13 protein-coding genes are annotated in these 14,081 nt (G+C 67.8%); 4 read left to right on the top strand and 9 right to left on the bottom strand.

Annotated features, from left to right (window positions below; translation table 11 throughout):
- Positions 1–9: 9 nt before the first annotated feature.
- The 3 genes from TX88_RS19295 to TX88_RS19285 form a co-directional block, all read right to left on the bottom strand.
- On the bottom strand, positions 10–2,208 hold the full coding sequence (locus TX88_RS19295; RefSeq protein WP_044518816.1) for a malate synthase G: 2,199 nt from the start codon (positions 2,206–2,208) through the stop codon (positions 10–12).
- Positions 2,209–2,286: 78 nt separating this feature from the next.
- Positions 2,287–3,213, bottom strand: coding sequence for a 3-methyladenine DNA glycosylase (locus TX88_RS19290; RefSeq protein WP_110917976.1), 927 nt, complete (start codon positions 3,211–3,213; stop codon positions 2,287–2,289).
- 63 nt (positions 3,214–3,276) lie between these two features.
- Positions 3,277–4,350, bottom strand: coding sequence for a zinc-binding dehydrogenase (locus TX88_RS19285; RefSeq protein WP_049925079.1), 1,074 nt, complete (start codon positions 4,348–4,350; stop codon positions 3,277–3,279).
- Positions 4,351–4,486: 136 nt separating this feature from the next.
- Between TX88_RS19285 and TX88_RS19280 the strand changes: the two genes are divergently transcribed.
- Complete coding sequence (locus TX88_RS19280) at positions 4,487–5,101, top strand: TetR/AcrR family transcriptional regulator (RefSeq protein ID WP_044518815.1); 615 nt, start codon at positions 4,487–4,489, stop codon at positions 5,099–5,101.
- A 9-nt stretch (positions 5,102–5,110) separates the two neighbouring features.
- Here TX88_RS19280 and TX88_RS19275 read toward each other — a convergent pair whose 3' ends face one another.
- The 6 genes from TX88_RS19275 to TX88_RS19250 all read right to left on the bottom strand — a co-directional run bounded on the left by TX88_RS19275 (position 5,111) and on the right by TX88_RS19250 (position 12,132).
- Positions 5,111–6,163: a hemolysin family protein gene (locus tag TX88_RS19275; RefSeq protein WP_044518814.1), complete on the bottom strand. Its 1,053-nt coding sequence runs from the start codon at positions 6,161–6,163 to the stop codon at positions 5,111–5,113.
- On the bottom strand, positions 6,156–7,523 hold the full coding sequence (locus tag TX88_RS19270) for a hemolysin family protein (protein ID WP_044518813.1): 1,368 nt from the start codon (positions 7,521–7,523) through the stop codon (positions 6,156–6,158). The genes TX88_RS19275 and TX88_RS19270 overlap by 8 nt, the downstream gene beginning before the upstream one ends.
- Positions 7,524–7,761: 238 nt before the next feature.
- On the bottom strand, positions 7,762–9,198 hold the full coding sequence (locus tag TX88_RS19265; protein ID WP_044518811.1) for a GuaB1 family IMP dehydrogenase-related protein: 1,437 nt from the start codon (positions 9,196–9,198) through the stop codon (positions 7,762–7,764).
- A 25-nt stretch (positions 9,199–9,223) separates the two neighbouring features.
- A complete protein-coding gene (gene gndA / locus TX88_RS19260) occupies positions 9,224–10,678 on the bottom strand; it encodes an NADP-dependent phosphogluconate dehydrogenase (RefSeq protein ID WP_044518809.1) in 1,455 nt (484 codons plus the stop codon).
- A gap of 51 nt (positions 10,679–10,729) precedes the next feature.
- Positions 10,730–11,701, bottom strand: coding sequence for a M56 family metallopeptidase (locus TX88_RS19255; protein ID WP_044518808.1), 972 nt, complete (start codon positions 11,699–11,701; stop codon positions 10,730–10,732).
- A 14-nt stretch (positions 11,702–11,715) separates the two neighbouring features.
- Positions 11,716–12,132 (bottom strand): BlaI/MecI/CopY family transcriptional regulator, encoded by a 417-nt coding sequence (locus tag TX88_RS19250; protein ID WP_044518806.1) that lies wholly within the window; start codon positions 12,130–12,132, stop codon positions 11,716–11,718.
- A gap of 224 nt (positions 12,133–12,356) precedes the next feature.
- On the opposite strand from TX88_RS19250, the gene TX88_RS19245 reads away from it, so the two are divergent.
- The 3 genes from TX88_RS19245 to TX88_RS19235 all read left to right on the top strand — a co-directional run bounded on the left by TX88_RS19245 (position 12,357) and on the right by TX88_RS19235 (position 14,048).
- Complete coding sequence (locus TX88_RS19245) at positions 12,357–13,127, top strand: hypothetical protein (RefSeq protein ID WP_044518805.1); 771 nt, start codon at positions 12,357–12,359, stop codon at positions 13,125–13,127.
- Between the two features lie 156 nt (positions 13,128–13,283).
- Positions 13,284–13,685, top strand: a complete 402-nt coding sequence (locus TX88_RS19240) for a PaaI family thioesterase (protein ID WP_084621938.1) — start codon at positions 13,284–13,286, stop codon at positions 13,683–13,685.
- A 60-nt stretch (positions 13,686–13,745) separates the two neighbouring features.
- The gene (locus tag TX88_RS19235) at positions 13,746–14,048 is read left to right on the top strand and encodes an urease subunit gamma (RefSeq protein ID WP_044518803.1); all 303 of its coding nucleotides are present in this window, start codon (positions 13,746–13,748) and stop codon (positions 14,046–14,048) included.
- Positions 14,049–14,081 lie beyond the last annotated feature (33 nt).

Genomic DNA, 14,081 nt, shown 5'->3' with positions numbered 1-14,081 from the left:
GAAGTCTAATCACTTCCCGGCGGTGCTCGCTTTGAACTCGCGGCGGCGGCGGTGCAGGATCGGCTCGGTGTAGCCGTTGGGCTGCTGAGCTCCGGCCAGGATCAGCTCCTGTGCCGCGCCGAACGCGATGCTGGCATCGGGGTTGGGTGCCATCGCCAGATAGTCGGGATCGCCGGCGTTCTGCTCGTCGACGACCGCGGCCATCCGGCGCAGGCTGGCCTTGACGTCCTCCTCGGTGATGACGCCGTGACGCAGCCAGTTGGCCAGCAACTGGCTGGAGATCCGCAGTGTGGCGCGGTCTTCCATGAGCGCGATGTCGTGGATGTCGGGAACCTTGGAGCAGCCGACACCGGCGTCGATCCAGCGGACCACGTAGCCCAGGATCGACTGGCAGTTGTTGTCCACCTCTTCGTGGATCTCCTCGGGCGACCAGGTCAACGAGGAATCCGCCAGCGGGATCGTCAGCAGGTCTTCGAGCTTGGCACGCTTCTTGCCTGCCAGTTCCTTTTGCACGGCCTCGACGTCCACCTGGTGGTAGTGCATCGCGTGCAGGGTGGCGGCGGTCGGCGAGGGAACCCACGCGGTGGTGGCACCGGCCTTCGGCTGGCCGATCTTCTGCTCGACCATGTCGGCCATCAGATCGGTCATGGCCCACATGCCCTTGCCGATCTGGGCCTTGCCGGCCAGGCCGGTGGCCAGGCCCACGTCGACGTTGTTGTCCTCGTACGCCTTGATCCACGGCTGGGCCTTCATGGCGCCCTTGCGGATCATCGGGCCGGCCTCCATCGAGGTGTGGATCTCGTCGCCGGTGCGGTCCAGGAAGCCGGTGTTGATGAACACCACGCGGTCGGCGGCGGCCTTGATGCTCGCCTTCAGGTTGACCGTGGTGCGGCGTTCCTCGTCCATGATGCCGACCTTGAGGGTGCCGCCGGGCAGGCCCAACACGTCCTCGACACGGCCGAACAGCTCGCAGGCGAAGGCGACCTCGTCGGGGCCGTGCATCTTGGGCTTGACGATGTAGACCGATCCGGTGCGGCTGTTCTTCAGCGGGCCGTTCGCCTCGTCATCCTTGAGTCCGTGCATGGCGATCAGGCCGGTGAACAGCGCGTCCTGGATGCCTTCGGGGATCTCGTTGCCGTCCGCATCCACGATCGCGTCGTTGGTCATCAGGTGTCCGACGTTGCGCACGAACAGCAGGCTGCGTCCGGGCAGGGTCAGCTCACCCTCGCCGTCGGGGGTGGTGAAGGTGCGGTCGGGGTTGAGGACGCGGGTGAACGACTTGCCGCCCTTGCTGACCTCTTCGGCCAGGTCGCCGCGGTTCAGGCCCAGCCAGTTGCGGTAGCCGAGCACCTTGTCGTCGGCGTCGACGGCGGCCACGGAGTCCTCGAAGTCCATGATCGTGGTGATCGCGGATTCCAGCACGACGTCCTTGATGCCGGCGGGGTCGGTGGAGCCGATAGGGGAGTCGGGGTCGACCAGGATCTCGATGTGCAGGCCGTGGTTGGCCAGCAGCACCGACCACTGCGGCTGCCCCAGCTCACCGGTGTAGCCGACGAACTGCTCGGGGGTGGCCAGACCGGAGGACAGCCCGTCGCCGTACTCGACGAGCAGCTGGCCCTCATCGATCTTGAGACCGGTTGCCTCGGCCCAGGTACCCGCGGCCAGCGGCACTGCCTCGTCCAGGAAGTTGCGCGCGTAGGCGATCACCTTGTCGCCGCGGACCTTGTTGTATCCCGTGCCCTTCTCGGCGCCGTCCTCTTCACTGATGACGTCGGTGCCGTAGAGCGCGTCGTACAGCGAGCCCCAGCGGGCGTTGGCGGCGTTGAGCGCGAAGCGGGCGTTGAGGATCGGCACCACGAGCTGCGGACCGGCGGTCGAGGTGATCTCGTCGTCGACACCGGAGGTGGTGATGGTGAAGTCGGCGGGCTCGGGCAGCAGGTAGCCGATATCGGTGAGGAACTGCTTGTAGGCGTCGGGGTCGACCGGCTCCAGCACATGAGCGCGGTGCCACTTGTCGATCTGCGCCTGCAGATCGTCACGACGGGCCAGCAGGTCCTGGTTCTTCGGGGTGAGGTCAGCGACGACCTTGTCCACGCCGGACCAGAAGCTGTCCGGGTCGACGCCGGTGCCCGGCAGTGCCTCATTCGTGATGAAGTCGTGCAGCACCTGCGCGACACGCAGGTTTCCGACAGTCACGCGATTGGTCATGCGCGTTTCCTCCCTCGGCTCCAGGCACCGTGCGATGCCTGCCGTTTATCCAGCTTACCCATTGGTAACGTCGGCCTTTCAGCCGTCCAGCCTGGTGAGCAACAGCTCACACCTGTTTGCCAGAGTGATCCGCAACGGAGCCGCCCGTTCGGCGATGCGCTGCTGGGCCCTGACGTATTCGGCACGCCCGGCCGGTGTTTCGATGGCGATCGGCTCGAAACCATAGCGCTTCAAGTCGTATGGGCTGGCACACATGTCGAGTGCCCGCGCGTCGGCCGCCAGATCGAGTGCGTCCATCACCAATTCCGAAGGCACCAGAGGACCCAGTTTGTAGGCCCATTTGTAGGTGTCCATGGCCGCGTGGATGCAGCCGGGCTGCTCGGCTTCGATCTGGTGCTCCCGGCTCAGTTGCCGGTCGTTGCGGGGAACGGCGGCGTCGGTGAAGAACCGGAACGCATCGAAGTGACTGCACCGCAACGGCATCGACTCGACAACGGCATCGGTTCCGGCGGTGCCGAGACGCAGCGGAACCTGGTCGTGCCGTAGCTGGGGAGTCCGGTAGACCATGGCCCATTCATGTAGGCCGAAGCAGTTCATCCGGGGTGCCCGCGCGGCGGTCGCGCGCATCAGCCGCGCGACGAATCGGACCGTCTCGATGCGTGAGTTCAGGTAGTCGGCCCGCACCGTGACACCGTGCGGGTGCGGGCCGTACCCGGTGCGGCTCAGGTAGGAGCCGGCGTTCTCGCCCTCGAGTACCACCCCGAAACCCGGATGCCATCGCCGCAGCTGCCGGGGACGGAGGCTGTAATAGGTGAACAGGAAATCCCACACCGGATGCGGTTCACCGGCGTGTTGGCGGCGCAGGTGCGGTGTGAGGAATTCGTCGGCGCGTCGCCGGTGTGATTCTGCTCGTTCCGCCCAGTCCGGGGCCGCCAGAACTTCGTCGGCTTCGGCGATGCCCGGAAGGGTCAGTCCAGCCGCGTCGGATCCAGCGCGTCCTTCCATGTCTCCTCCACCGGGTGGCCTGCCGCCGCCGTGCGGCTCGAGCCTACCTGTGGAGTTGCGGGCTCAGTCGTGCGCGCCCGTGGTGACCACCAGCCGGCCCGTGGTCTGCCGGGCCTGCATCCGCTCCAGTTGGGCGGGCAGGTCCGACCACGCCACCTCGGCGCCGATGACGGTCCGGATGGCCCCCGTACGGAGCATTTCGAGCAGTTTGACGTGGGCGTCGAGGCCCTCGGAACGGGCCGGCCAGTTGAAGCCGAGGGTGCGGCGGACCGCCAGCGGGTCGGTCACGTAGACCAGGCAGACCCCGCACACGTCGAAGTTGCCGTAGGCGATGGGGCGCGGCGAGAGGTAGTCACCGTCCTCCAGTGCGATGTCCTCGGCGAATCCGGCCATCAGGTGCCGCCCGTGCAGGCCCATGCAGCGGAACGTGTCGGTGGTGACGCTGCCGCCGACCGCGTCGAATGCGACGTCGACCCCGCGGCCGTAGGTGAGGTCCATGACCTGCTCCACCCAGTCGCCGTTGCGGTAGTTGACGGCGTGATCGGCGCCCAGTTCGCGACAGAACTCGACCTTCTCGTCACTGCCCGCGGTGGCGATCACGCGGGCACCGAGCGCCTTGCCGAGCACCAGCGCGCCCGACCCGGTTCCGCCGGCCGCCGCGTGCACCAGCAACGTCTCGCCGGGCTTGAGCCGGCCCCGCTCGTGCAGTGCGAACCAGCCCAGATGGAACGGGTAGTGCAGGGCGGCGCCGTCGGCGTCACCGACCCAGGCCGGCAGCTCCAGTGCGGTCGCCGCGTCGACGATGGCGTAGGAGGCGTACCCGCCGAACGCCATCGAGGGGATACCCACGATGCGCCGGCCCACCAGATGCTCGGCGCCGAGCCCGGCGCTCTCGACGACGCCGACGGCCTCCATGCCGGGGATGAACGGCGGCTGCAGGGGCATGGTGGTGTACCGGCCCTGGATGACGTCGATGTCGTTGAAGTTCAGGCAGAACGCGCGCACCGCGACCCGCACCTCGCCGGGCCCGGGTGCGCGCACCTCGACCGTCTGGCGTTCCAGGACCTTCGCCGGATCCCCGAGGGCGGTGGCCACCCAGGCTTCGGCCGAAATCGGTTTGACTGCAACATCGTTCACTGACTCGCACCTCCATGGAGTATTTGTTATTACACGATGTAACAACAAATGTGGCACCATGGCAACAGTGCGTTCCAGTGGGCGGTCACTGCTGTGCCAGACTCGGCTGACCTGCCCGGCGATGTGAGGAGACAGCGTGGCGACGCGTTCGGCAGGCACTCGCCATCGGCGGCAGGGCTCCCGGCCCGACCCGTCGATCGACCAGGCCGTGCTGAGCGCGACCCGGCGGCTGCTGGTGCAGCGCGGGTATGCGGCGACGTCCATCGACCTGATCGCCGGCACGGCCGGGGTCAGCCGGCCGACCATCTACCGCAGGTGGAAGTCCAAGGCGCTGCTGGTCCATGAGGCGGTGTTCCCGGATCTGGACCCGGCCGCGCCGAGCGACGACATCGCCACCGAGATCACCCGGCTGTGTCGCGGAGCGTTTCTGATGTTCTGCGATCCCGCTGTGCGGGAATCGATTCCGGGCCTGTTGACCGAACTGCGGGCGGACTCCGACATCCGCAGGCTCATGACGGAGCGACTGGACGCCGCCGCGCGCACCCAGCTCGCATCGCTTTTGACCGACCCGGACTCAGCGAGGCGCGCCCGCAGGCAGATCAACGTCGACACCATCATGGATGCGATCGGCGGGGCGGCCATGTACGCCGTGTGCGTACGCGGGGTCGACGATCCCCAGGAGATCGAACGTGCCGCCGCCGATCTGGCCGAGCTGATCCTGCGCGGGATGCTCGAGCAACCCGGGGGATAGCCCTACCGCTCAGATGCGGTGCGTACCGTCGCGCACCGTGCCGACCAGGTCCTCGACCAGATCCTCCAGCGCGACCATCGCCGTAACGGCGTCGTCGGGTCCGGTCACGAGCGCGAGGTGGCTGTTGCTCCGCCGCATCCGCGACAAGGCGTCGGGCAGCGGTGTGGACGCCGGGATCCGCGGCAGCGGGCGCACCATCGACACGTCCAGCACCGCATCGGGGTCGTTGATGTGCGGCAGCACATCCTTGATGTGCAGGTACCCGATGAACTCGCCGAAGGAATCCGCCACCGGGAAGCGTGAATAGCCCGTGTCGGTGAGGGCCCGTTCCACATCGCCGACGGTCGGCCCCGACCCCGGCGCGGCGACCCGGATGGCGTGGATCTCGCTCAACGGCATCGCGACGTCGTCGACCGTGCGGCTGCGGGTCTCCAGGGCCCGGGTCAGCCGACCGTGTTCCTCGGTGTCGAGCAGGCCTTCGGAAACCGACTCGGCGATCATCTCCGACAACTCGACGGTCGACACCGCCGATTCCAGCTCGTCCTTCGGCTCGACCCGGAACGCCCGCAGGGTGACGTTGGCGCACCAGTTGTAGAACGCGATGAACGGGCGGGCCGCGCGGATGTAGACCAGATACGGCGGGACCAGCAGCATCGCGGCGGTCTCGGGGCCCGCGATGGCGATGTTCTTCGGCACCATCTCGCCGAGCAGTACGTGCAGGATCACCACGATGGCCAGCGCGACGACGAACGACACCGTGTGCAGCACGGTGTCCGACACCCCGACCAACGCGAACGGCTTCTCCAGCAGGTGCGCGACGGCCGGCTCGCCGACCCGGCCCAGCAGGATCGAGCAGATCGTGATGCCCAGCTGAGATCCGGCCAGCATGAGCGACAGGTGCTCGCCGGCCCGAATCACGGTGACAGCGCTGCGTTTACCCTGTTCGGCCAACGCCTGCAGGCGATCGCGGCGGGCCGAGATCAGCGCGAATTCCGCGGCCACGAAGAACGCGTTGGCGGCCAGCAGCAGCACGGTCAACAGCACACCGAGGATGTCACCCATGGCTGTTCCCCTTGTGGCCGAGGCTGGTCAGCTCGAGCAGGTCGATCCGGCGGCCGTCCATCCGCACCACCGTGGCCAGCCAGTGCGTCGGTTTGTCGGGGTCCCCGTCGGGATCGAAGGCGGCCAGCTCAACGGACTCGCCGGTCTCCGGTATATGGCCGAGTTCCTGCAGGACCAGGCCTCCTATGGTTTCGTATTCGCCTTCGGGAGCACGGAATCCGGTGCTCGTCGCCACCTCGTCGATGCGCAGCAGCCCCGACACCTGCCAACCGGCCCCGGCCGGCACCACGTCGGGGGTGGCGTCATCGTGTTCGTCGCGCACGTCGCCGACGATCTCCTCGATCAGGTCCTCGACCGTCACCATGCCCGCGGTGCCGCCGTACTCGTCCACGACGAGCGCGGTCTGCAATCCGTTGGCGCGGATCTGGGTCATGACGGCGTCGCCGTCGAGGGTGGAGGGCACGGTCGCCACCGGCAGGGCCAGGGCGGCCAGCCGGGTCTTGTCCCGGTCCTCGCGCGGAATCGTGAACACCTGCTTGATGTGGACCACGCCGATGGTCTCGTCGAGGTCGCCTTCGACGATCGGGAAGCGGGAGTAGCCGGTGCGGATCGCCGCCGACATCAGGTCAGCGACCGAATCGCCTGCGTCCAGGACCTCGATCTTGGAGCGCGGCGTCATCAGTTCCTCGGCGGAACGCTCGCCGAACTGCAGCGAGCGGTGCACCAGCAATGCGGTGGACGCGTCGAGCGACCCGCTGCGGGCCGAGTTGCGCACCAGTGACGCCAGTTCCTGCGCCGAGCGCGCCGACCGCAGTTCCTCGGCCGGCTCGATGCCCAGCCGGCGCAGGATCCAGTTGGCTGTGCCGTTGGTCAGCCGGATGACCGGGGTGAACAGCATCGAGAACAGCAGCTGGAACGGTGCCGACGCGCGGGCGGTCGGGACCGGGCGGGCCACCGCCAGGTTCTTCGGCACGAGCTCGCCGAACACCATCGACAGTGACGTCGCGATGAGGATGGCCAGGAACAGGGACAGGCCACCAGCGACGTTCGGGGGAATGCCGATGGCATCCAGTCCGGGCCGGATCAGTTCCCCGACGACGGGTTCGGCGAGATAACCGGTGGCCAGGGTGGTGATCGAGATGCCGACCTGGGCGCCGGAGAGCTGGAAGGACAGTGTGCGGTGCGCGCGGCGGACCAGCTGGTCGCGGCGGTCGCCGGTACGGGCGTTGGCCTCGACCGTGCTGCGCTCCAGTGCGGTGAGGGAGAACTCGGCGGCCACGAACACCGCGGTGCCGAAGGTGAGCAGGACGATCGCGAGGATCGAAAGCAACGAGAAGACCACGTCGGTTGAGCTGCCCATCAGATTCTCACCAGTGCTACGCCGGGCCCGGGGCCCGGCCGACTAGAAGAGGGGTCGTCAGCTTCGGCGCTCAGAAGTGACTGGTGTTCCACCCCGAAGGCCGGTTCAGAACCGGAGGCCTCGGTGGGTGCCAACGGCACGTGAACCCTTTCGTTCGATCTGACCGAGTGGACGAAATGGCGACATGCCACTGTCCGCTCGGTATACAGGAACCCCAATAGTATCGCGACCCGCCGGATTACCAGCCCGTCGGCAGCGGATGGCCTTCGGCGAAACCGGCGGCCGACTGGACTCCCAGCACCACCTTCTCGTGTAGTTCGGCGAGGTTGGTGGCGCCGACATAGGTGCAGGTGCTGCGCACCCCCGAGGTGATGTGGTCGAGGAGGTCCTCGACGCCGCCGCGGCCCGGGTCGAGGCTCATCCGCGAGGACGAGATGCCCTCCTCGAACAGGGCCTTCCGGGCCCGGTCGAATTGGCTGTCCCCGGCGGTACGGGCGGCCACCGCACGCTTGGAGGCCATGCCGTAGCTCTCCTTGTACGGCCGTTCCTCCCGGTCGTGCAGCAGGTCGCCGGGGGACTCGTAGGTCCCGGCGAACCAGGAGCCGATCATCACGTTGGCAGCGCCGGCGGCCAGCGCCAACGCTACGTCGCGCGGGTGCCGAACCCCACCGTCCGCCCACACGTGGGCGCCGAGTTCCTTTGCCGCAGCCGAACATTCGACGACAGCCGAGAACTGCGGCCGGCCGACACCGGTCATCATCCGGGTGGTGCACATCGCGCCGGGGCCCACGCCGACCTTCACGATCGACGCACCGGCCTCGATGAGGTCGCGGGTGCCCTCGGCGGAGACCACGTTGCCCGCCGCCAGCGGCAGGCCGAGATCCAGTGACGCCACCGACTTGATGGCATCGAGCATCTTGACCTGATGGCCGTGGGCGGTGTCGATGACGAGCAGGTCGACCCCGGCCTCGGCCAGGGCGCGGGCCTTCGCGCCGACGTCGCCGTTGATGCCGACCGCCGCGGCGATGCGCAGGCGTCCGGCCGCGTCGACGGCCGGGCTGTAAATGCCGGCCCGCACCGCGGCGGTGCGGGTCAGCACGCCGGCCAGGGAGCCGTCGGCCTCGGTGAGCACCGCGAGATCGATCGGCGCGTGTTCGAGGAGGTCGAACACCTTCCTCGGGTCGGTGCCCACCGGCGCGGTGACGAAATCCGTCACCGCGACGTCACGGATCCGGGCGAACCGGTCCACGCCCGCGCAGCCGGCCTCGGTGACCAGCCCGATCGGGCGTCCCTCGAACACCACCACCGCCGCGCCGTGCGCACGTTTGTGCAGCAACGCCGTGGCGTCGGATACCGAGTCGTCCGGGCTCAGGGTCACCGGTGTGTCCACCACCAGGTCGCGGCTCTTGACGAACTGCACGGTGTCGGCGACCACGGTGCTCGGCAGATCCTGCGGCAGCACCACGATGCCGCCGCGCCGGGCGATGGTCTCGGCCATGCGTCGGCCCGCCACCGCCGTCATGTTCGCCACCACCACCGGGATGGTGGTGCCGGACCCGTCGGATGTGGACAGGTCGACGTCGAACCGCGATGCCACATCCGACCGTCCGGGCACGACGAAGACGTCGTTGTAGGTCAGGTCGTACGGCGGGGTGTGTCCGTTCAGAAATCTCACTGCAACCTCACCCCACCGACCTTACTCAGGCAGGGACTTCGCTGCGGTCGCCGCTCCAGAGGGTGTGGAACTTCTGGCCGGGCTCCGCGTCGGTGCGTCCGTAGGTGTGTGCGCCGAAGAAGTCGCGAAGGCCCTGGGTCAGTGCCGCGGGCAGCCGCTCGGTGCGCAACGCGTCGTAATAGGACAATGCCGACGCGAAACCGGGGACCGGAATCCCCAGCTCGGTCGCCTTGATCACGACCCGGCGCCAACTGTCGATGCCCGCCTCGACTGCGTCGCGGAAGTACGGAGCGGCGATCAGGGTGGCCAGGTCGGCATCGTCGTCGTACGCCTCTTTGATCCGGTTGAGGAACTTCGCCCGGATAATGCAGCCGCCGCGCCAGATGGTGGCCATATCGCCCAGGGTGATGCCCCACCCGTACTCGGCCGACCCGGCCTGGATCTGGTTGAAGCCCTGGGCGTAGGCGATGATCTTCGAGGCGTACAGCGCCTTGCTGACATCGTCGATGAATTGTGCTGATTCAGAAGGCTTGTCGCCGAGCTCGCCGGATGCCAGTCCGGTCGTCGCCTTGCGCTGGGGCACGGAACCCGACAGCGCCCGGGCGAACACGGCCTCGGCGATGCCGGTGACGGGAACCCCGAGGTCCAGGGCGGACTTCACGGTCCAGCGCCCGGTGCCCTTCTGCTCGGCCTCGTCGACGATCACGTCCACCAGCGGCTTGCCGGTCTTGGCGTCCACCTGACGCAGCACCTCGGCGGTGATCTCCACCAGGTAGCTGTCGAGGTCGCCCTTGTTCCACTCGGTGAACACGTCGGCGATCTGTGCCGCCTCCAGGCCGAGCCCGTCGCGCAGCAACTGGTACGCCTCGCCGATCAGCTGCATGTCGGAATACTCGATGCCGTTGTGCACCATCTTCACGAAGTGCCCAGCACCGTCCGGGCCGATGTGGGTGCAGCACGGCACACCGTCCACGTGCGCGGAGATCTCCTCCAGCAGCGGGCCGAGGGACTTGTAGGACTCGGCGGGGCCGCCGGGCATGATCGACGGGCCGTTGAGCGCGCCTTCCTCGCCGCCGGAGATCCCGGCTCCGACGAAGTGCAGGCCGCGCTCGCGGATCGCCTTCTCCCGACGGATGGTGTCGGTGTAGAGGGCGTTGCCGCCGTCGATGATGATGTCGCCGGGCTCCATGGCGTCGGCCAGCTCGTTGATCACCGCATCGGTGGGGTCGCCGGCCTTCACCATGATGATCACCCGGCGTGGCTTCTCCAGGGCGTCAAGGAATTCCGCGATCGTCTCGCTGCGCACGAACTTGCCCTCGGAGCCGTGCTCGGCCAGCAGCGCATCGGTTTTGGCGATCGACCGGTTGTGCAGAGCGACGGTATAGCCGTGGTGGGCGAAGTTGCGGGCGAGATTGGAGCCCATCACGGCCAGGCCGGTGACTCCGATCTGCGCCGTGCCGGAAGTGCTGGTCTTGGTCATGCCGCAGCCTTTCGTTGTTTTGTTGTAGCAGAACGCCTGTCGTGCAGAGCTTTATCCGAGTCCGGCGAACAGGCGGTGAAGCTCGGTGAGCCAGGGGACGGCGACGGCGACGGTGGGGACCACCAGGACCGCGGCCGCGGTGAGATAGGCGGTGACCGCCATGGCCACACTGTTGGGCTTGCCGCCGAGGCGCCGTACCCGGATCACGGTGGTGGGCCCGCCTGCGGCCAGCGCACCCGAGGGGGTGCGGCCGCTAGCGCAGGCGACGAGCGCCCGGGCCAGGGGAGTGGGACCCGCGGTCCGTACCGCGGCGTCGTCGGCCAGCAGTTCGATCAGCAGCCGGACCGCATCGAGGGCGTTGGCGCTGCGGACGAACCTCGGGAAGGCGGCATGGACGGCGGTGAACATCTCCAGGACCAGATCATGGCGGGCGCGCAGGTGGGCCCGCTCATGGGTGAGGATCGCGGCGACCTCGTTGTCCGACAAGGTGGTCAGCGTTCCCTCGCTGACCACGACGCGGCTGCGGACGCCGGGCAGACAGTAGGCGAGAGGCTGCGCGACGTCGAGGATGCGCAGACCGTCACCGGCGAGCGGGCGGTGCGCCGTACAGAGGTGGGCCGGGACCGCGTCGCGCGACTTGCTGAGCAGGTCGACCATCATGCGGTGATGGGCGCGCCGGCGCCGGGTGGCCACCGCCACCTGGACCACGGCCACGCAGAGCCGGCCGCCGATGAAGAGGGTCAGGGTGAACACCACGACGTAGAGCAGCCACAACGGCCAACCGAGAGCGTTGATCTCACTGGTGATGGTCGCGGTCGGCCGGCCGTCCGGACCGGGAACGAACAGGCGGCTGGCGATCGCGATACCGGCCGAGAATGCCGAGAGCACGGCGGCCAGCGCGACGGACTGCCACAGCACGATCGCCGCTCGCGGGGCTCGCAACGGCCACGCCGCACGGGCCAGCACTGCCGGCACTGGTCCCACCAGGGCCAGCGCGACGAGAGTGAAGGCCAGCGCGGACACGCCGTAAGTCTCTCTCAGGCAGTGCCCGAATTACCAGCCGGTGGGGGCAGCTGGTGCTTGCTCTCCAGTTCGGCGAGCGCCCGGCGCAGTGCCCGGGCCTCGTCCACACCGACTCGCTCGACGAAATGGACCAGCGCGGCCTGGCGGCTGCCGGAGTCCGCGGCCTGGTCGAGGGCATCGACCATCAGGCCGGCGACCAGCTCGTCGCGGCCATTTGTGGGCGCATAGCGGTGCGCCCGGTCATCGCGATGCTGTACGACCAGGTTCTTCTTCGCCAGTCGTTGCAGCACGGTCATGATCGTGGTGTAGGCCAAGTCGCGGCGGGCGGCCAGCGCCTCATGGACTTGGCGCACAGTTTGGGGTTCGGGTGCAGACCACAAGTGGTCCATCACCTCGCGCTCAAGCTCCCCGAGACGCGTCATTTTGGCCATGTTCCGTTCACTCTCCTGAGCAGTAAAGCCAGCGTACTACGGGTTTACTACCGCGTGTCGTATGCGTTTGGCGACGGCGCTCCGACTGCCCTCCGTAGCGGTTTAGGGCAAGGTCAGCGCCATATATGGGGTCCGTTGTGAATCGAGTCACAGGGGGTAGCTCTCATCCTTCACGTGACTATAGTAAGGCTAACCTAAGTCAAACTGGAGCCTTCGGAGGTGACATGACGGTCTTGATCGAAGATCCGCTGATCGCGGGTATGGCTATCGAGCGGACGCTGCCGCTGCACGAGTCGAGTCGGCGTTTACGTGAGCTGTATCCGGAGTGTCCGCGGGTCTACGGCGTGGCCGTGGTGGGCGACCTGTCCCGTCGGCGGTGGTGGCCGCTGGCCGAGGCGTTGTCCGCGGATCGACTGCAGGGCATGTTCGACGCAGCGATGGCCGAGACGGGCAATCGGGCCGCGGTCGCCCAGCAGTTGGCCGCCACCTTCACCCACGTGGTGATCGGCCGGGTCGTACCGCTGCTGGTGCTGGAAGGGCGGGCCTGGGACACCGGCCTGGAGAACCTGTGGGTCCACGTCGACTCCGAGGGTGCGATCGACTGGGTCGGCGTGGTCGATCCGACGCTCCGCGGGCTGCCCGAGGATCCTTATTACTGTGGCCGGTCCGCCCGGTTCGCCAGTGCGTGCCATGACGGGATCGTCGCGCTGCCCAGTGAGGCTGCGCTGACCACCTGGGTGGCTCATCGCAGTCATCGCGCGCTTGAGCCGCTGTTCGCCCGGTTGGTCGAGATCAGCGACGGCGCCATGTCGGTGGCGGCCATGTGGCACATGGTCGGGGCGGCGGTGGTCGGCGCGGCCACCCAGGTCCCGCTGTTGGCCGGCTCCAGTGAGGTGGTCAGTATGCGGCGCGGCCAGGCGGTGCTGGATGCCTTGGTGGGCTTCGGTCTGCCGGTCCGCGGTTCGGGCCGCGCGGGGAAGGTCTTGCTAAATTAGGATAGCCTTGCCTAGTATGTAGATACGAGACTAACGGACCGTGCCGGAGTCCTGAGGGCTGCAGAGACCCCCGGTCCGCTCGAGGGCGGGTCCCGCGTTTTACACGCGGGACCCGCCCGCATCTTTATGGCGATACGGCGTGTAGACACGAGGGCTGTGACCACTGAAATCCCCGAAGGTCTGGGCAAAGGCTTCGACACCGAACTGGGCCTGACCTATCTCGAGCTCACCCCCGACGGCGGCCGCGCGCAGCTGACCATCCACGACAAACTGCTGCAGCCCTGGGGCATCGTGCACGGCGGCGTGTACTGCTCGATCGTCGAGAGCCTGGCCAGCGTGTCGGGCCACATCTGGCTGTCGGAGAACGGCGGCGGCACCGTGGTCGGGGTCAACAACAACACCGATTTCCTGCGCGCCATCGGATCCGGCACTGTCACAGCGGTTTCCACGCCGATCCACCGAGGGCGTCGGCAGCAGCTGTGGCTGATCACCATCACCGACGAGAACGACAAACTCGTGGCCCGCGGTCAGGTGCGACTGCAGAACATCGCCGAGTAGCGCCTCCGCCGCGACGGCGAGCGCTGCCGATCCCAGCGCGTCATGGCAGGATCGCGCACTATGCGTTTGACCCCGCATGAGCAGGATCGTCTGCTCATCTCCTATGCCGCAGACCTGGCGCGGCGCAGACAAGCCCGCGGCTTGCTGCTCAACCATCCCGAGGCCGTCGCGGTGATCACCGATCACCTGCTGGAAGGCGCCCGCGACGGTCGAACGGTTGCGGAGTTGATGGTGAGCGGACGCGATGTGCTGACCCGCGAGCAGGTCATGGAGGGAGTGCCCGAGATGCTGCACGACGTCCAGGTCGAGGCCACTTTCCCGGACGGGACCAAGCTGGTCACCGTCCACAACCCGATCTCGTGAGCCGCGCTGTGACCAGCGAGAAGCCGAAGGCGG

The organism is Mycolicibacterium septicum DSM 44393 (assembly GCF_000455325.1).
Classification (GTDB): Bacteria; Actinomycetota; Actinomycetes; order Mycobacteriales; family Mycobacteriaceae; genus Mycobacterium; species Mycobacterium septicum.
This window is presented reverse-complemented; position numbering and strand designations above follow the sequence as displayed.